Genomic DNA, 18,424 nt, shown 5'->3' on the forward strand with positions numbered 1-18,424 from the left:
CGACCGGAGTCGATGCCCCCTGATGGACGCCGGAGCGAGGGAACCTGAGCGCAGCGAAGGCCGTACGCAGGGGCAAGACCTTTTGGTTACTTTTGGGGCGTTTGCCAAAAGTGACCCGCCGTAAGGGCGGAACCCTCAGTGGCCGTTACCGCAGGAATGGATATGTACACCGTCCAAGAAATGCAGCGCCAGAACCGGCGCCATCCCGGGCAATCGAGCGCCGTCCAGCCGCTCCTACTCAATCCGCCAAATCCGCACCGTGGCGTTCTTCAACTCCAACGACCACTCCTCTTGCGACAAACGAAGCCGCCGCAGCGTCTCCCCCATCTGCGTCTCTGCCACATAGTCCTTGGCAATCACCAGAATCAGAAACTTGTTCCGAACCCCCTCCATCCGTTGCAGCCGACGCAGATCGGCAAACACCGACCAGACCACAGACTCACCCCGGTCAACCTGCGGAAACCAGAGCCGCCCATCCCCATCCTCTCGCAGCACGGACCGGGTCTCGGCCATCCCCTTGCCCATCAGGCACTTGGGAAACGACACATCCCCCAGGCACTTCACCTCGGCCGCCATATCGAGATCTTCCGTATACAGGTCGACTTTCGTGCGTCCTCCAGCATTACCGCCAGTCCAGACATCGGTACGACCCTGCTGCCAGGCATACAGGCTGAGCTCGGCCTGAATCCAGTGCTCCCGGCAATCGCTCAGCTCCAGCACCTGCGCCATGCGCTCGCTGATCGCATCAAACGCCCCGAGAAAAACCTCCGGCCATGCAATGGCTGTGTTCATTTTTTTGGACTCCGTTCCTGAAAGGGTCAGGGGAGCTTTCGCGCTCCCCAAAGTGTGCCTGCCTCTTGCGTATCGGCACCCACGGCAGCGTCTTGAACCCTGCGCCGCCGCGCCAGCCAGCCCGAGGCAAGACAAAGCCGCCCCTTACCGGGTCCCGCGCAAGCGCAACGCCGACGGCATGAAGTAAGCGTCTTCCGGCACGGGCTGGGCAAAGTCCACGGTCTGCGCTTCCTCGTTATCCAGGTTCTGCACGTAGTAACGACGCGCCTGCAGATCGTGGAACACGTCCAGCGCGCTCCAGGTCGTCGGCAGGTCGTAGAAGTTCTTCAGATAGGCCATCGACACCCGCCACAGATCCCCGCGGCCATCGTATTGGTCCACCACCGCCGCACCCCAGCTGTCCTCGTCGAGAAACAGCACTCGCTTGGAATAGATGTGCCGGGCATTGGGCTTCAAGGTGCCTTCCACCACCCATACCCGATGCAACTCATAACGGCTGTACTGCGGGTTGAGATGCCCGGCCTTGAGCAAATCGGCGTACTTCACCGCCGGGCTGGACACCTTGTAGTTGTTGTACGGAATGTAGATTTCCCGCTTGCCCAGCAGCTTCCAGTCGTAGCGGTCGGGCGAGCCGTTGAACATGTCGGTGTCGTCGGCCGTGCGCAACCCGTCGGACGCCGCGATCGGCGTGTCGTACGCCAGGTTCGGCGCACGCCGCACCCGACGCTGGCCGGCGTCGTAGATCCAGGCCTGGCGGGCCTCCTTGATCTGGTCCAGGGTCTCATGCACCAGGGCGGCGCCACCGGCCAGGCGCGCCGGGCTTTTCACGAAGGCCAGGTAATAGAACAGGACGTTCTTCAAGCCAGCGAACTGCCCGTCCTTGCGGTAGTAGTTGAACAGCCCTTCCTGCTGCGAGGTCACCAGCGCGAAGCTGCCATTGCGCTGCACCGGCGCCTCGGAAGCGCGGCGTACCACATAGGTGCCGCGGTAGCGTGTGATGTGGTTCCACAACGCCTCGACCCCGCTTTTCGGGATCGGGAACGGCACCCCGCCGTAGGCGTCGGCAAAGCCGTTGCCACCGTCGAGCAGCTTGGCACTGGTGGCGTTCCTGTAAGTGTTGTCATACACCCATTGCGGCGCCGAGCCGGAGCGGCGGCTCTTGTACACCGGCATCTGGAAGGTGTCCGGGTAGTTGTTGAACAGGGCGATTTCACCGGCGGTGAGGTTGGCCTTGTACTGTTCCAGGTTGGCCTTGGTGATGGTGAACAACGGCGTGTCGCCGGCGAACGGGTCGACATGGTGCTTGCCGGATTGATAGCCCTGGGGCGCCTGGGTGATGCCGCCATCCCAGGCTGGAATGGTGCCGGCCGCGTTGCCGGCACGCTCGGCGCCCAGCGGCGTCAGCTTGCCCTTGAGTGTTTGCGCCTCATCGCCGTTCGCTGCCAGGGCGCTGGCGGCGGCCACGCCCAGGGCCAGCGCCAGGCCGGCGTGGATCAATCGGTGCTTGTGCAACATGGATGCTCTCCGAAGCGGCTCGACAGGTGCCGCAGGCTGATGGCTCACAGGAAGTACTTGAGGTTGAAACCGATGTTGTCGCGGTCACGCACGCCGTTGTTCTGGCCACCGCCGAAAAACTCGGTGTACTGCAACTCGGCTTCCAGCTTGTTCTGGTAGTTGGCCTTGACCCCCAGGGTGTAGGCCTTGCGTCCCTCGATGAAGTTGCCGGCCTGGTAGGAGTTGCCCTCGAAGTCGTCCTTGTAGACCACGTAGGGCGACACGTTGACCCCGGCGTACACGTCGTTCCAGGTGCCGTTGAACATCACCGTGTAGCTGTAGGCGTTGCGGTTGACCTGATCGTCGCGCTCGCCCCCGGAGACGTAGGAAAAGTTGCCGGTGCCGGCGTAATAGCGGGTGCTGCCGTCATGGGCCGTGTATTTCAGGCTGCTGCCGCGCAGGTGTTCGGAGGCCAGTTCGAACACCCCGAACAACGAGTCGAACGACAGGCTTGGGCCGAAGTTGTAGATGCTGCCCAGGGAGGCGTTGAAGGCTTCGATCCGTTCGGCGTTATTGATCTCGCTATCGAGCCGGACCATTTGCCCGCCGACATTCACGGTCCGGCCGGCCGCCGCGGCCGCCGCGCCATTGGCCAGGTCGCCGACCAGGTCGTTGGTGGCCGCGATGCCGATCGGCAGGTTCGGCCGGTAAGCCAGTTCGCCGAACACCGACGCCGGCCCCAGGGTGGTGTTGAAACTGAAGCCATACATGCGGATGTCTTCGGCGTACCGGCGGTGGGCCTGGATATTGCCCATCACGTCGGCCGTGGCCAGGCCGTTGGCCAGCGCCTCGGCCTGGCTGCCGGCCACCGGGCGCAGCAGATTGGCCAGGGCGTCCATGTCGACACCCTGGTACCCGCCCAGGTCAGCGGCAATGGTGGGTTCCTTGGCGTGATAGTTGACCAGATACAGGCCGAACTCGGTGCTGTTGAGCGACTCGGCCATGTAGCGAAAGGCAAAGCCGTATTGGCCGTCGTTGCGCGCATTGATGTCCTTGCCCACCGAGGCCACCTTGAGGGTGTTGCCGAATGCCGGGGTGATGCCGTTGGCGTACAGGCCGGTGCTGCGCAGCACGTTGCCCAGCACCGGGTTGTTGCCCAGGGACTCATACAGCCCGATGACGTTGCCGAAGCCCGGCACCGGGCTGTCCAGCGCGGTGCCGCTGAAGTTGTTGTAGGCCGTGCGGCCGCCGTCGGCGAACAGATCGGTCTGTGAGTAGAAGGTGCCGACCGGGTCGATGCGCGTCTCCTTCCAGTTCCACTGGTAGAAGCTTTCCAGGGTCAGGTTGTCGCTCAGGCCGATGTTGAAACTGATGGCCTCCACCGGCATCAGCACTTCCTTGACCTCGGCGCCGGGCAGACGGTACTTGGCGGCGTCCACCGGGTTGGTGGTGTTGACCCCGCCGCGATAGAAAATCCCCTCGCCCCAGTTGAACACCTGGCGCCCGAGCCGCACCGACAGCGGCATCTGCGCCACATCCCAGTTGCCGTAGACATAGGCGTCGAGCATCTCCACGCGGCTGCCGGCGATGTCGCGGGTCTGGCTGCTGAAGTGATCGTCCCGGGGGTTGCTCTGGCTCGGCTGCGAGGGCTGGTTGTTTTTGTAGTAGTCGTTGCGCTTGTCCATGATCTGGGTGTCATAGAACGCCGTGCCGCGCACGAACATGCCGTAGTTCTGGTAGTTGGCCTCCAGCTCCGAAGTGATCTTGTAGACCTCCGAAGCCAGCCCGGTGTCGAAATTGCGATTGCCGTCGTTGGTGTTGACGTCATCGTTGCTCTTGTCCCGCCCCTGGACCCGCCACAGGCGGCCGTAGGACAAGGTGCTGTCGAACGAGCCGGTGACCTGGTTGTCCAGCACGCTGAACTCCATGGCCTGCACCGCATCGACCGCGCACCATTGCAACACGCCCAGCAGCCCGACCCCGGCATAGCTGGGTGCCGCGTACCATTTGCCCGGTGCTCCCGGGTGCCGACTCCACACGCTGATCGCCATCGCTTGCATCCCCCTGACTGACTCTTGTTATTTTTCTGTCCGCTTGCGCTGCACTACTCGGTGCCTGGCCCGGCATCTGCCTCGATCCCGGCGCGCACAAAATTGCGGCTGTGGGCGCCCAGGTTCCGGATCAGTTGCAACAGTTGCCCGTTCAGCGCCGCATGCTCATGAAGTTCCCGGGCCAGCGCGTTGCCGGCGCTGAAGCTCTGGTTGGCTGCCGGGGTCTGCAGCCACTGGCCGATGGCCTCGTCGAAGGCCGCGGCCTGGGCGCTGGATTCGGCGCTGATCACCTCGCGCGGGTAGTCCACCGAATAGGGCGGGTAGCTCGCGTCCCGCTCGGTGTCGGCATAGGCCGCCAGCATCGGGTGCGGCTGCCCGGCCAGCAGCAGGCCGTGCAGCCAGTTGAACTGGTATTTCTCCACTTCCGTGTGGCGGGTGGCCGCGCGTTCGATCGCGGCCTTCTTGTCCGCGTCGTAACCGGCCAGGGCCTTGCTCTCCATCAGCAGCATGTCGGTGAGATCGACACCCGGCAGCGCCGTGGCGTGATAGGGCTGGGTCAGGTCCTGGATGTAATGCAGGCCCCAGCCGAGAAAGCGGTAACCCCAATAGGGATGCTCCTTGGCGAAGGCGAAGCGCGCCAGGTCGAGAAACTGATAGGCCCGCCAGTGCGGCCAGTTGCGTTGCAGGAACGGCGCGGCGGCATACACCACCGGGTTTTCGTGGAAGAAACCCATGTGGAACGGCGCCTGGGAGCTGTACTGGAAACGCGCATCGCCAAAGGGCTGCGGGCCGAAGCCATAGCGCGCGCCGACATCGCCGGGGTTGTCGCTGAACAGGTTGATGTCGTGGCCGTAGTCCGGCTCGTCGGCGGCACTGGCCAGCACCGCCAGCGGCGCGACGCGCTCGGCAGGACCCAGGGCAATGAAGCGCTGGATGTTCCAGGGCGAAAGGGTCTGCTCGACCATCACCTGGTCCGCCGCCAGGTGCTGGCGCCGGGGCTGGTCTTGCCCGGCCATCGGCTGGATCGCCAGCGCCAGGTGGATCTTCGGGTTGAGCCGCAGCGCCTGGAGGAATGCCTGGCGCGGATTGTCTCCCGGCTGCTCGCCCAGCTTCAGCTCGTCCGGGCGCGGCGGATAATGCGCGAAGTGCTCACGGGCAAACTGCTCCTGCCGCTCGAGCAGGACCACCAGCCCCGCATGCTCCTGCACGAGGAACGGCTCCAGGGCTTCGACCTCGACTTCGGGCGCGTCACGCAGTTGCGGCAACGCCTGCAAGGCCAGGTAGCTGCCCACGGTGTGGTTGGACCAGGCCTGGGCATCGGGCGCCATCGCGCAGGTTCCCCACGCCAGCCCCCACCACAGCGCTACAGACAACTTCATCGGCTTTTCGCTCTTATTGGATCAATCGGCAGTGGGGATCGAGCCTAACAACCGCCCCCGGGCCTGACACTGTCCAATCTGGCCAAAAAAACTCTCCGATAGCGCCACGCCGCTGCCCGCGAACCCACGCAGCCGCCAACGCCGCGCGCCGGCAAAACCCGGGCGCGACAACCGCTGGCGTGCGGCCGGGTTCAGGCCGGGTAACCGGTGATCTCGCGGATGCTGCGGTACAGCGGGCTGAGCTGGCGGTACATGCGCACATACACCTCGCGGTACAGCCGCTGATAGAGCTGCTGCGCCTGGGGTTGCGGCTGGAAGACCTCGGCGATGCGGGTCATGCTAGCGATGGCCGTGGGGAAATCCGGGTACAGGCCCAGCCCGACCGCACAGGCAATCGCCGCGCCGAGCCCGGAGGCTTCGTACACATGCGGACGCTCGGCGGGCAGGCCAAAAATGTCCGCCGTCAATTGCATGGCCGCGTCGCTCTGGGAACCACCACCGGCCACCCGCAAGCAGGTAATCGGGGTGCGGGTGCGCTGCTCGATGCGTTCCTTGCCCTGGCGCAGGGCGTAGGCCAGGCCCTCGAGAATCGCCCGGTAGATATGCGCCCGGGTGTGCACGTCGCCAAAGCCGATCATCGCGCCCTTGGCCTCGACGCCCGGCTCACGGATTCCGGGCGACCAGTAAGGTTGCAGCATCAGCCCCATGGAGCCGGGCGGCACCGCGTTGACCAACGCATCGAACAGCACCTCCGGTTCCAGCCCCTGCTCGCGGGCCTGCTGCATTTCCCGCAGGCCGAACTCCTGCTTGAACCAGCTGACCATCCAGTAGCCGCGATAGATCATCACTTCGCAGTTGTAATGGTCGGGCATCGCCGAGGGGTAAGGCGGGATCAGCGGGATGATTTCCCGGTAGCGGGACCGGGTGGTGGTGATGGTCGCCGTGGTGCCGTAGGACAGGCAGGCGGTGCCACTGTCCTGCACCCCGGAACCCAGCACTTCACAGGCCTTGTCGGCCCCCGCGGCAATCAGCGGCAGGCCTTCGGGAATCCCGGTCAGCTGGCTGGCCGCGGCGCTGATATGCCCCAGGACCTCGCCCGGCTTGCGCAGGCTCGGCAGCTGCTCGGGACGCACCGCCAGGGCCTGCCATTTCCAGTCACGGGGCGCGGCCCAGCGCAGGCGCTTGTAGTCGAAGGGCAAAAAGGCCACGCAACAGCCGACCGAGTCGACAAAGTTCCCGGTCAGCCGATGGGTGAGAAAGCCCGACAGCAGCAACAGCTTGTCGGTGGCCGCCCAGACCTCGGGCTGGTGCCGGGCGATCCAGTTGACCTCGGCCTGGGCGCGAAAGTAATCCACCGTGGCCTGGGCCCCGATCAGCTTGAACAGCCAGCTCCAGGGCCCCTTGATATCGCCCTCGACTTCGCTCTGGCGCTGGTCGAGCCAGAGGATCGCCGGGCGCAAGGGCTTGCCGTCGGCATCGACGTTGATCAGGGTGCCGCGCTGGGTCGTCAGCGACACGCCGCGGATCTGCCGGCGATCGATGCCGGTCTGCTGCCACAACTGCTGGCAGGCCTCGCCGAGTTTGCGCCAGTAGTAATCGGGGTCCTGTTCGGCCCAGCCGGGCTGGCTGGAATAGTAGGCCTGCAACTCGACCTTGCCCTTGCCCAGCAGGTTGCCTTGCAGGTCGAACAACAGGGCCCGCACGCTCTGGGTGCCATTGTCGATCGCCAGCAGATAGGGCTTGTCGTTGTTCATGGATGGCTCTTGGCTAGGCTTCAATAGGCGACCTCGGGCAGGCTGTGATAACGCAGCCACAGGTCGTGATAACGCTGTTGTTCCTGCTCCCAGCACGCGTCGTCCCAACCGAGCAGGGGCTGGCACAGGGCGCGGATCGCCGGCAGTTCGGCCGCCGCGCCGTTGGCCAGCAACAGGCCCAGGCGGGTGCGGCGCAGCAGCAGGTCGTCCAGGTGCAGGACCATCTCGCTTTGGGCGGCAAACGCCAGCTCGGCCCACAAGGTGTCACTGCTGCCGACGCAGCCGCATCCCAGCTGCGCCAGCCATTGCACCAGTCGCGGCAGGTCGCGCCCATGGCGCCCGGCCAGGCGGCGCAACTGGCCACTGCTCAGGCCCGCGACCTCCACCGCCGGCACGGCCGCGAACACCGCCGCGTCGGCAGCGTCCAGAGGGCGCCCGAGCATCGCCGCACAGGCCTGCAACACCTCGATGGCCTGGGTACGAAAGGTGGTCAGCTTGCCGCCGGCCAGGGTCACGCAGCCCGGCTCGCACCACAGCGCATGCTCGCGGGTTTCATTGGAAGGCTTGCCCGCCGCGTCGGCGCTGCCCACCACCGGGCGCACCCCGGACCAGGTCGACAGCACATCGGCGGCGCCGATGCGCGCCTCGGGAAATTGCTGCTCGCAGGCCGCCAGCAGATAGGCCAGCTCCTCGGCACTGATGCGCGCGCTCTGGTCGAGGTCTTCGCGGTGATCGAGGTCGGTGGTGCCGACCACGGTGGCGCCCTCCCAGGGAAACACGAACACCGGGCGCCGGTCGCTGTCATGCAGGAAGCTGAATGCCTGGGCCACCGGCAGGCGCCAGCCGGGCAGCAACAGGTGGCTGCCGCGCAGGGGCCGCAAGTGGCGGTTCTCGCCAGGCGGCGCGAAACGCCCGGCCCAGGCCCCGCTCGCCACCGCCAGCACCGCACAACGCAGGGTCAGCGACTGGCCGCTTTCCACGTCCTCGACCGACACTCCGCACACTCGCCCGTGCTCGCGCAGCACCTGCTGCACGCGCAGGCCATTGAACGCCTGGGCGCCATCGGCCCGCGCCTCGGCCCGCGCCTCGGCCAGCACCCGCATCACCAGCCGGGCATCGTCGGTCAGGGCATCGAGAAAACACGAGCCGCCCAGCAAGCCTTCGGCCTTGATGCCGGGCGCCAGGTAACGCATCTGCTCGACGTCGTGGAAACGATGGTTGCGCCGCCCGGCCAGGGCGTCGTACACCGCCAGCAGGCCACCGAACACCCGCGGCCCGGGAAACACACCGCGATAGTGCGGCATCAGAAAGCTCATGGGTTCCACCAGCCCGGGCGCTTCGTCGAGCAGGCGCTGGCGTTCGCGCACCGAATCGCGGGTCAGGCGCCATTGGCCCTTGGCGATGTAGCGCAGGCCGCCATGGACCATTTTCGAGGAGCGGCTGGAAGTGCCCCAGGCAAAGTCGCGCTGTTCCAGCAGCAGGCAGCGCCAGCCGCGCCGCGCCGCCTCACGCAGGATCCCGGCCCCGCTGATGCCGCCGCCGATCACGATCAGGTCCCAGCTCTGGCCCGCCAGGGTCGGCAGCTGTGCCTGGCGCCATTGAGCATTCCAGTCCGTGCTCATGGGCCTTACTCCTCCAGCAGGGTGCCGGGGTTGAGACGCCCGGCAGGGTCGAAGTGCCGGCTGAGGCTGCGCAGGGCAGCGATCGCCAGTTCGCCTTTTTCGTGCACCAGGTAGGGCGCGTGGTCCTTGCCCACGCCGTGCTGGTGGCTGATGGTGCCGCCGTGCTCGACGATGGTCTGGCTGGCCGCATGCTTGAGCGCCTTCCAGCGGGCCAGGGTGGCCGGGTAGTCCACGGCCGGGCGGAACACATAGCTGGTGTAGATGCTCGAGCCTTCGCCATAGACATGCGACAGGTGGGTGAAGACATGGACCTGTTCGCCTTCGGCCGCCAGGCAATCGCGCAGGCTGGCCTCGATGCGCTGCAACAGGTTGTCGACATTGCTCCAGTCGGTGGCGGTCTCCAGGGTGTCGACCACATAGCCGGCATGCCAGAGGCTCTCGCGCAGGTAGGGAAAACGAAAGCGGTTATGCGCCCACTTGTTGCCCAGCAAGGTGCCGGTGAACACCCCGCCGAAGGCCTTCAGGTGCTGCCTGGCCTGGCGCAGGGACAGGGCGTTCTGCTGGCGGTTGCCGGTCACGCCGAAGGTCAGCAGGCACTTGCCCTGCCCCGCCCCGCGCAGCTTCAGGTATTTCTCCAGCCAGGCGATCTGCCGCGGATGGCCGGCCAGGGCCAGCTGGGTCTCGGTTTCCACCGCGTTCGACAGCCGCAGCATGGACAGCGGCACCCGGGCCTGGGCCAGTTGACGGATGGCCTGCAGCGCCTTGGGCCAGTCCGGCAGGAACACGCCATAGAAGCGCTCGTCGTCGACCAGCGCGCTGACCCGCACCTTGACCGTGGAAATGATCCCGAAGCGGCCCTCGCAGCCCAGCACCACCTCGCGCAGGTCCGGCCCCGCGGCCGACGCCGGGAATGCGGGAATCTGCAAGGGGCCGGCGAAGGTTTCCAGGGTGCCGCCGGCGAACAACTGCTCGATGCGCCCGTAGCGCAGGGACTGCTGGCCGCTGGAGCGGCTGGCGACCCAGCCGCCCAGGGTCGACAGCTCCCAGGACTGCGGGAAGTGCCCCAGGGTATAGCCGCGGGCGCGCAACTGGCTTTCCACCTGCGGGCCGCTGGCGCCGGGGCCGAAGGTGGCGATCAGGCTGCTTTCGTCCAGCTCCAGCAGGCGATTCATCCGCGCCATGGACACGGTCAGTACCGGCCGCGTCGAAACGGGTGGGTTGATGTGGCCGGCCACCGAGGTGCCGCCGCCGTAGGGGATCAGGCACAGGTCCTGCTGTTCGGCCAGGGCCAGCAACTGGCGAACCTGCTCGGCGCTATCGGGAAAGGCCACGCCGTCCGGGTAGCGCTCCAGCGTGCCTTCGCGCAGGGCCAGCCAGTCCGGCAGGCTCTGGCCGCGGGCATGCAGCAGCCGGTCATGGGCCTCGATGCTGTACAGCGCATGGGGCATCAGGCGCGACGGCGGCACCCGGGCCAACGCGGTTTCCAGCGAAGCATCCGCCAGCCGGCTCCCCGCGCCGATACGCTGCGCAAGAAACCCCGCGCCCTGGGCGGGCAATTCGACCACCGTGCTCTGTTCGCCCCAGCCGTTCCAGCGTCGCATGCCTGTGCCCCTTGTGTCGTGCTTGTAAGTGTTGGTTTGCAAGGCCCCCATACTAGTTCGCGGCGCACGGGTGTCACGGTCGCATCAGGCCAGTTCGAGTAGCCAATTGGGTCAGCCGGGGACAAGGGGCCCGAAGCATTTACTTTAGTCCCGCTTTCAAATTACCTTTCAGGGCGCCGACGCCTGCTGGAACAGCCTCCCACTCGGTTCCCGCGCTCGTCCATCCACGTCCCGGCGCCAGGAAACCCACCATGCACAGCCTCGGCTACACCTCGGTCCCACCGCTGCTCAAGTACCTGCGTTATGCCGAGCAGCTGGGTATCGCCATTGAACCTGCGCTGGCGGCCGCGGGCTTGCAGGCCGGGCAATTGAGCGACAACAGCCTGCGCCTGCCCGGCGAGGCCCATGAGCGTTTGCTGGACTATTTCTGCGAGCATTCGGCAGACCCGTTGTTCGGGCTCAACTCGGCGCGGTTCGTACTGCCCAACTCGTGGAACGTGCTGGGCTACATCACCATGAACTGCGCGACCCTGGGCGACGCGATGAACCGGATCATGCCGTTCGAGAAGCTGGTGGGCGACATGGGCGTCAGCCGTGCCGAGCAGGTCGACGGGCAAATCCACTTGACCTGGAGCTGCCGCCACCAGCGCCCCACCTCGCGCCGGCACATGGTGGAGAACGTGCTGGCGTCGTGGCTGCTGTACGCACAGTGGATCGCCGATACCCGGTTGAGCCCCATCGCCGTGTGGTTCGAGCATTCGCTGCCGGCGGGGGCCGAGCTGGCCCAGTACGAGGCATTTTTTGGCAGCCCGGTGCTGTTCGACCAAGCCTATTCGGCGCTGATCGCGCCTGCGCAATACATGCAGTTGCCCCTGCGCCAGGCCGACGCCCAGTTGCTGCGTACCCTGGAGGAACATGCCCTGGGCCTGATGGCCTCGCTAAGCGATGCGCCGCTGCCGCAGCAGGTGAAAAACGTCCTGCGCCAGCTGCTCAAGGAAGGCCTGCCGCGCAAGGAGCAGGTGGCGAAACAACTGGCCACCTCCGTGCGCACCCTGCAGCGCCAGCTGCAACAGGCCGGCACCGGCTACCAGCAGATTCTCGATGACCTGCGCCAGGAGCTCGCCGAGCATTACCTGCTGCACAGCGATCTGGCGATTCACGATATTTCCCAGTACCTGGGCTTTACCGAACAGCGCTCCTTTCACCGCACCTTCAAAAGCCGCACCGGCATGACCCCGGGAGAATTCCGGCAGACCCAACGGACCCGCTAGCCACGCCATCCCTGTAGGAGCCAGCTTGCTGGCGATCCAGGCGGCGTGGTGCATCAGGCAGGACGCCATCGCGAGCAAGCTCGCTCCTACACAGGGACGTGGTGCATCAGATGCACCGATCGGGCTCAGACGCTGATGGCGTTGGTAAACACCAGCCGATTGCCGAACGGATCGAGCACCGTCAGGTCCTGGCTACCCCAGGGCATGGCCTGGATCTGCGGGTGGGCGAAGCGGTAATCCTTGGCCAGCAACTGCTGCTGGAAGGCTTCCAGCTCGTCGGTCTCGATGCGCAACGCGGAGCCCGGCGTGCTGTCGCCATGGTGCTCCGACAGGTGCAGCACACACTCCCCACGCGACACCTGCATGTACAGCGGGAAGTTGTCTTCGAAGCGATGCTGCCAGTCGAGCGTGAAGCCGAGGAAGTCGATATAAAACTCCCGCGCCTTGGCCTCGTCGAAGATCCGCAGGATGGGGGTGGTTCTGCCAAAGCTCATTGCGCGACTCCCTGATGAAAGATGTCCACGGTATAGCAGGTGGATGTCAGCACTTCGGCTAGGCCAAGGCTTTCTTTAATATCATCAGGCCATCATTGTGACGGCGTTCACCTATTCGACGCCGCACGCCTTCAGCCGTTGAACCCTTCGCGCAAATCCCCTTGCCGCGCCAGGAAGCGCCCTTGCCGGCGGCCATTGGCCTGGCCTTCGGCATAGCTGCACACGCCGTTGACCCACACCCCGTCGATCCCCTCGGCCGCCTGTTGCGGGCTTTTGAAGTCGGCCACATCGCGGACCCGCGCCGGGTCGAACAGCACCAGGTCGGCCCAGTACCCTTCGCGGATTTCGCCACGCTGCTTGAGGCCGAAGCGCGCCGCCGACAGCCCGGTCATCTTGTGCACCGCGGTGTGCAGCGGGAACAGGCCGAGGTCGCGGCTGAAGTGCCCGAGCACCCGTGGGAAGGCGCCCCACAGCCGTGGATGGGGGAACGGGTCTTCCGGCAGGCCGTCGGAACCGATCATCGACAGCGGGTGGGCAAGAATGCGCCGCACATCGGCTTCGTCCATGCCGTAGTACACCGCGCCGGCCGGTTGCAGGCGCCGCGCGGCCTCCAGCAGAGTCGTGCCCCACTCGGCGGCGATGTCCATCAGGTCGCGGCCGCCCAGTTCCGGGTGCGGGGTGGACCAGGTGATGGTGATGCGAAAGGCATCGGTGACCTGCTTGAGGTCGAGGGTCGAGGAACTGGCCGCGTAGGGGTAACAGTCGCAGCCCACCGGATGGTCTTTCGCCGCCTGCTCCAGGGACGCCAGCAATTGCGGACTGCGCCCCCAGTTGCCCGCCCCCGCGCATTTGAGATGGGAAATGATCACCGGCGCCTTGGCCTGGCGGCCGATCAGGAACGCCTCGTCCATGGCCTCCAGCACCGGCTCGAATTCGCTGCGCAGGTGGGTGGTGTACACCGCGCCGAAGGCGCTCAGTTCCGCGGCCAGTTGCAGCACCTCGTCGGTCTCGGCCGAGAAGGCGCTGGCGTAGGCCAGGCCTGTGGATAAGCCGAGGGCGCCGTCTTCCAGGCTGGCCCGCAACTGTTCGCGCATGGCGGCGATTTCCTCGGCCGTGGCGGTGCGATACAGGTCGTCCAGGTGGTTGCTGCGCAGCGCCGTGTGGCCGATCAACGCCGCCACATTGACCGCCGGCTGCGAGGCGTCCACCGCCGCGCGGTAGTCGCGAAAACGCGGGTAGACGAAGGCCGCCTGGGAGCCCAGCAAGTTCATCGGGTCCGGCGGCTCGCCGCGCAGACTCACCGGCGAGGCGCTGATGCCGCAGTTGCCGACGATCACCGTGGTCACGCCCTGGCTGAGCTTGGGCAGCATCTGCGGCTGGCGGATCACCACGGTGTCGTCGTGGGTGTGCACGTCGATAAAACCAGGGGCCAGTACCCGCCCGGCGGCGTCGATTTCTTCGCTGGCGCGGGCGCCTTGCAGGTCGCCGATGCGGGCGATGCGACCCTCGAGCAGGGCGACATCGGCGGGGTAAGCCGGGCGGTCGCTGCCGTCGATCACCAGGGCGTTGCGGATCAGGGTGTCGTAGCGCATCTCAGTCTCCCAGCGGCAGGCAATCGTCGCCGCCGCGGTAATCGTCCAGGGCCAGTTTGATCCGGCGCAGGCGTTCCTGGTTGTCTTCGGGCAGGGCCAGCGCCAGCTCGGTGGCCAGCACATCGATGGCCAGCAGCATGCCGTAGCGCGCGGCCGTGGGTTTGTAGATAAAGGAGGTTTCGGCGTTCTGCAGCGGCAGCAGCACGTCCGCCAGTTCCGCCAGCGGCGAGTCGGCCAGGGTGATGGCGAGCACGCTGGCGCCGTAGCTGCGGGCCAGTTCGACGGTCTCCAGCAATTCGGGGGTGATGCCGGTCAGGGAACAGGCGATCAGCGCGTGTTGCGGGCCCAGGGCCGCGGCGGTCACCCGCATCATCACCGGGTCGTGGCAGGCGGCGATGGGGTAGCCGAGGCGCACCAGGCGCACCTGCAATTCGTCGCTGCACAAGGTAGAACAGCCGCCCATGCCGAAGGCGTGAATCATCTGCGCCTTGCCCAGCAAGCGCACCGCATCGCGAAAGCGCGACTCGTCGAACCCCGCCAGGTGCTGGTGCAGGGTCGACTCGATATCGCCGACGATCTGCCGGTAGAAACCCGACTGCTCCGGTGCATCCGCCGGGTCGAGAAAGCGCCTGCCGACGCCGCTGGCCTGGGCCAGTTGCAGGCGCAGGTCGCGCAGGTCACGACAGCCCACGCTGCGGGCAAACCGCGACAGGGTGGCGGCGCTGACTTCTGCCTGCTGCGCCAGTTCTTCGAGGCTGGCCGAGGCGGCGAAACCGACGTCATCGAGCATCAAGCGCGCGATGCGGCCTTCGCCGGCGCTAAAGGAATCCTGGCGGGAACGGATCTGGTAGAGGATGTCCATGGACGGCACCTGGGCTCAAAGCAGTTGGGCAAGACCGACGGTCAGGGCGAAGGCGACCACCGAGATCAGGGTCTCCAGCACCGTCCAGGTCTTGAAGGTCTGGGTCACGGTCATATTGAAGTATTCCTTGATCAGCCAAAAGCCGCCGTCGTTGACGTGGGAGAAGATCACCGAGCCGGCGCCGGTGGCCAGCACCAGCAGTTCCGGGTGCGGATAGCCCAGGCCGATGGCCACCGGCGCTACCACGCCCGAAGCGGTGGTCATGGCCACGGTGGCCGAGCCGGTGGCGATGCGCATCAGCGCGGCGAACAGCCAGCCCATCAGCAGCGGCGACAGCTGGAATTCATGGGCCAGGCCGACGATCTGGTCGGTGACCCCGGCGTCCACCAGGATCCGGTTGAGGCCGCCGCCGGCGCCCACCAGCAAGGTGATGCTGGCGGTCGGCGCCAGGCATTCGTTGGTAAACCTGAGGATCGATTCGCGGTTGAAGCCCTGGGCCAGGCCGAGGGTCCAGAAGCTCAGCAGGGTGGCCAGTAACAGGGCGATCACCGAGTTGCCGATAAACAGCAGGAACTGGTTGAGGCCACTGCCCGGGGTGGAAATCAGGTTGGCCCAGCCGCCGATCAGCATCAGCACCACCGGCAACAGGATGGTGGCCATGGTGATCGAGAAACTGGGCAGGCGGGTGCGCGGCTCACGGTCGAGGAACTGGCGCGCCAGCGGGTTTTCCGCCGGCAGCTGGATGCGTGGCACGATGAACTTGGCGTACAGGGGGCCGGCGATGATCGCCGTGGGAATGCCGATCAGGATCGCGTACAGCAAGGTCTGCCCCACCGACGCCTGGTAGGCCTGCACCGCCAGCATCGCCGCCGGGTGCGGCGGCACCAGGGCATGCACCACCGACAGGCCGGCGACCATCGGCAGGCCGACCATCAGGATCGACACACCGACACGCTTCGCCACGGTGAAGGCGATCGGCACCAGCAACACGAAACCGACCTCGAAGAACAGCGGCAGGCCCACCAGGAAGGCGATGCAGACCATCGCCCAGTGCGCGTTGCGCTCGCCGAAACGGTCGATCAGGGTCCGCGCCACCTGCTCCGCGCCACCGGACTCGGCCATCATCTTGCCGAGCATGGTGCCCAGGGCCACCACCAGGGCGATGTGCCCGAGGGTCTTGCCGACACCCGCCTCGTAGGCCCCGACCACGCCGGACGGCGGCAGCCCGGCCATCAGCGCCAGGCCCACCGAGACCAGGGTGATGACAATGAACGGATTGATCCGGTAGCGCGCGATCAGGACGATCAGCGCGATGATGGCGATGGCGGCATAGCCCAGCAGCCAGTAGCCCGATGCAGGTGTCATGCGGTACTCCTCGAAAAAGGGTCACGTCGAATGCTTGTGAAACTCATAAATCATTTCGTGACATGATTTTCAAACCACATGAAAGTAACTTTCGCACAGAGACACGCTTTGTCGCGGACAGATAAGTCGTGTCGCGAATAATGAAAATCGGCGAGGGGTATTTTCATCCGCTGTAGCGCAAGGAGCAGAACCCCGCAGCCAGTGGCCACGGGGAGGAATGGCTTTCTGTAGGAGCGAAGCTTGCTCGCGATCAGGACCACGCGGTGGGTCAGGCAGGACGCCATCGCGAGCAAGCTCGCTCCTACAGGGACAGGTTATTTGACGACTTTGCCCACGCCACGTCCGCGCGGGTCGGAGGCCGTTTCCAGCTGGCTGCCGGTGACCCGGATCGCCTGGATATCGCCCATCTCCCAGCCCTGGTCTTCCAGGGTGTAGCCCAGGGCTTTCAGCTCGTCGGCGACCTTGCCGGTGAGTGGTGCGTAGGCGTCGTAGTAGATGGTGTCCTTGGGCAGCAACTGGTGATGCACGCGCTGCGCGGCCACGGCTTTTTCCAGCGGCAGGTCGAAGTCGTAGAGGTTGTTCAGCACCTGGAAGATCGAGGTGAAGATCCGCGACCCGCCCGGCGTGCCCAGCACCAGGGTGACCTTGCCGTCGCGGGTCACCAGGCTCGGGCTCATGGACGACAGCATGCGCTTGCCCGGCGCGATGGCGTTGGCGTCGCCGCCGACCACGCCAAAGGCGTTGGCCACCCCGGGCTTGGCGCTGAAATCGTCCATTTCATCGTTGAGCAGGAAGCCCGCGCCCTTGACCACCACGCCGCTGCCGTAGTCCCAGTTGAGGGTGTAGGTATTGCTCACCGCGTTGCCGTCGGCATCGACGATGGAGAAGTGGGTGGTCTGGTGCCGCTCCAGGCCCGGGCGGACTTTTTCGGTGGGCGAGATGGCCGTCGGGTTGATCTCGGCGGCGCGTTTTTTCAGGTAGGCCGGATCGGTCAGCTGCTTGACCGGCACCTCGGAGAACGCCGGGTCGCCAAGGTAGTCGGCGCGGTCGGCGAACACGCGCTTTTCGATTTCCGCCAGCAGGTGGATGTACTTGGCCGAGTTCAGCTCGACACCCTTGAAGTCCGCCGTGCGTTCTTCCTTGATGGTCATCAGTTGCGCCAGGGCGACGCCGCCGGAGCTGGGCGGCGGCGCGGTGTACAGGGTGTTGCCACGCCAGTTGACCTGCAGCGGCTCACGCCAGGCGACCTTGTAGTCCTGCAGGTCCTGCTTGGTGATCAGGCCTTTGTCGGCCTGCATCTGCGCCACCAGCAGGTCGGCGGTCTTGCCCTCGTAGAACTCCTTGACGCCCTGGTCGGCGATGCGTTCCAGGGTCGCGGCCAGCTCCGGCTGACGGAAGGTTTCGCCGACTTTCATGCTGCCGAAATAGTCGCCGAAATTGGTGCTGTCCTTGAACAGCTTCAGCGCGTCCTCGCGGTACTGGTACTGCTTGTCGGCGACCTTGAAACCGTTTTTCGCATAGCCCACCGCCGGGGTGATCAACTCGCTCCAGGGCAACTTGCCGAACTTCTTGTGCGCCTCCCACAGGCCCATCACCGTGCCCGGCACCCCGGCGGCGCGCGCGCCGACCAGGCTGAGGTTTTCGATGACCTCGCCTTTTTCGTTCAGGTACATGTCGCGGGTCGCGGCCTTGGGCGCGGTTTCGCGGTAGTCGAGGAAGTAGGGTTTGCCGTCGATGAACAGGGTCATGAAACCGCCGCCGCCAATGTTGCCGGCCTCGGGGTAGGTCACCGCCAGGGTGAAGGCGGTGGCGACCGCGGCATCCACCGCGTTGCCGCCTTTCTTCAGAATCTGCGCCGCGACATCGGCGCCATATTGGTTCGGCGCGGCGACCGCGCCACCTTCCAGCAACGCGGCGAAGGTCGGCGAGCTGACAGCGATCGCCACGCTCAGGGCCAGGGTTTTGCACAGCAGGATACGCATGGAGTCCGTCCTTTTTAGTTGTTATCAGGCCAGACGAACCTTAGGCGTATTGGTGCGATTCGAGCAAACGGCAAGCGCAAAACGGCCGCCCGCAGGCAGCCGTTTGTCGTGGATGGATCAGTCAGGTCGCAACCGCGATGGCGCACCGGCAGGCGGCGACAGGAG

General features: G+C 65.8%; 13 protein-coding genes. 1 reads left to right on the forward strand and 12 read right to left on the reverse strand.

The window, feature by feature from the left end:
- Positions 1 to 234 precede the first annotated feature (234 nt).
- The 7 genes from AC07Y9_RS28170 to AC07Y9_RS28200 form a co-directional block, all read right to left on the reverse strand.
- Positions 235 to 792 carry a hypothetical protein gene (locus AC07Y9_RS28170; RefSeq protein WP_102681003.1) on the reverse strand — a complete coding sequence of 186 codons (558 nt, stop codon included), beginning with the start codon at positions 790 to 792 and terminating at the stop codon, positions 235 to 237.
- A gap of 144 nt (positions 793 to 936) precedes the next feature.
- Positions 937 to 2,307, reverse strand: a complete 1,371-nt coding sequence (locus AC07Y9_RS28175; protein WP_087092554.1) for a DUF1329 domain-containing protein — start codon at positions 2,305 to 2,307, stop codon at positions 937 to 939.
- Positions 2,308 to 2,351: 44 nt separating this feature from the next.
- The gene (locus AC07Y9_RS28180; protein WP_256580994.1) at positions 2,352 to 4,337 is read right to left on the reverse strand and encodes a DUF1302 domain-containing protein; all 1,986 of its coding nucleotides are present in this window, start codon (positions 4,335 to 4,337) and stop codon (positions 2,352 to 2,354) included.
- A gap of 53 nt (positions 4,338 to 4,390) precedes the next feature.
- Positions 4,391 to 5,716, reverse strand: coding sequence for a phospholipase C/P1 nuclease family protein (locus tag AC07Y9_RS28185; protein WP_102681002.1), 1,326 nt, complete (start codon positions 5,714 to 5,716; stop codon positions 4,391 to 4,393).
- A gap of 191 nt (positions 5,717 to 5,907) precedes the next feature.
- Positions 5,908 to 7,470 carry an FGGY-family carbohydrate kinase gene (locus AC07Y9_RS28190; RefSeq protein ID WP_102681001.1) on the reverse strand — a complete coding sequence of 521 codons (1,563 nt, stop codon included), beginning with the start codon at positions 7,468 to 7,470 and terminating at the stop codon, positions 5,908 to 5,910.
- A gap of 20 nt (positions 7,471 to 7,490) precedes the next feature.
- Positions 7,491 to 9,092 carry a glycerol-3-phosphate dehydrogenase/oxidase gene (locus AC07Y9_RS28195; RefSeq protein WP_102681000.1) on the reverse strand — a complete coding sequence of 534 codons (1,602 nt, stop codon included), beginning with the start codon at positions 9,090 to 9,092 and terminating at the stop codon, positions 7,491 to 7,493.
- A 5-nt stretch (positions 9,093 to 9,097) separates the two neighbouring features.
- A complete protein-coding gene (locus tag AC07Y9_RS28200) occupies positions 9,098 to 10,693 on the reverse strand; it encodes an FAD-binding oxidoreductase (protein WP_102680999.1) in 1,596 nt (531 codons plus the stop codon).
- Positions 10,694 to 10,944: 251 nt separating this feature from the next.
- Here AC07Y9_RS28200 and gliR point away from each other — a divergent pair, with 251 nt between their 5' ends.
- A complete protein-coding gene (gliR, locus tag AC07Y9_RS28205; RefSeq protein ID WP_085529781.1) occupies positions 10,945 to 11,964 on the forward strand; it encodes an AraC family transcriptional regulator GliR in 1,020 nt (339 codons plus the stop codon).
- Between the two features lie 125 nt (positions 11,965 to 12,089).
- Here gliR and AC07Y9_RS28210 read toward each other — a convergent pair whose 3' ends face one another.
- The 5 genes from AC07Y9_RS28210 to ggt form a co-directional block, all read right to left on the reverse strand.
- The gene (locus tag AC07Y9_RS28210; protein ID WP_009042073.1) at positions 12,090 to 12,458 is read right to left on the reverse strand and encodes a glyoxalase superfamily protein; all 369 of its coding nucleotides are present in this window, start codon (positions 12,456 to 12,458) and stop codon (positions 12,090 to 12,092) included.
- 131 nt (positions 12,459 to 12,589) lie between these two features.
- The gene (locus AC07Y9_RS28215) at positions 12,590 to 14,050 is read right to left on the reverse strand and encodes an N-acyl-D-amino-acid deacylase family protein (RefSeq protein WP_102680998.1); all 1,461 of its coding nucleotides are present in this window, start codon (positions 14,048 to 14,050) and stop codon (positions 12,590 to 12,592) included.
- Position 14,051: 1 nt separating this feature from the next.
- Positions 14,052 to 14,912 carry a MurR/RpiR family transcriptional regulator gene (locus tag AC07Y9_RS28220; protein ID WP_102680997.1) on the reverse strand — a complete coding sequence of 287 codons (861 nt, stop codon included), beginning with the start codon at positions 14,910 to 14,912 and terminating at the stop codon, positions 14,052 to 14,054.
- A 15-nt stretch (positions 14,913 to 14,927) separates the two neighbouring features.
- Positions 14,928 to 16,277: a GntT/GntP/DsdX family permease gene (locus AC07Y9_RS28225; RefSeq protein WP_102680996.1), complete on the reverse strand. Its 1,350-nt coding sequence runs from the start codon at positions 16,275 to 16,277 to the stop codon at positions 14,928 to 14,930.
- 314 nt (positions 16,278 to 16,591) lie between these two features.
- Positions 16,592 to 18,259: a gamma-glutamyltransferase gene (ggt, locus tag AC07Y9_RS28230; RefSeq protein ID WP_102680994.1), complete on the reverse strand. Its 1,668-nt coding sequence runs from the start codon at positions 18,257 to 18,259 to the stop codon at positions 16,592 to 16,594.
- Positions 18,260 to 18,424: the final 165 nt, after the last annotated feature.

The sequence above is a fragment of the Pseudomonas sp. GW456-L12 genome, assembly GCF_059424045.1.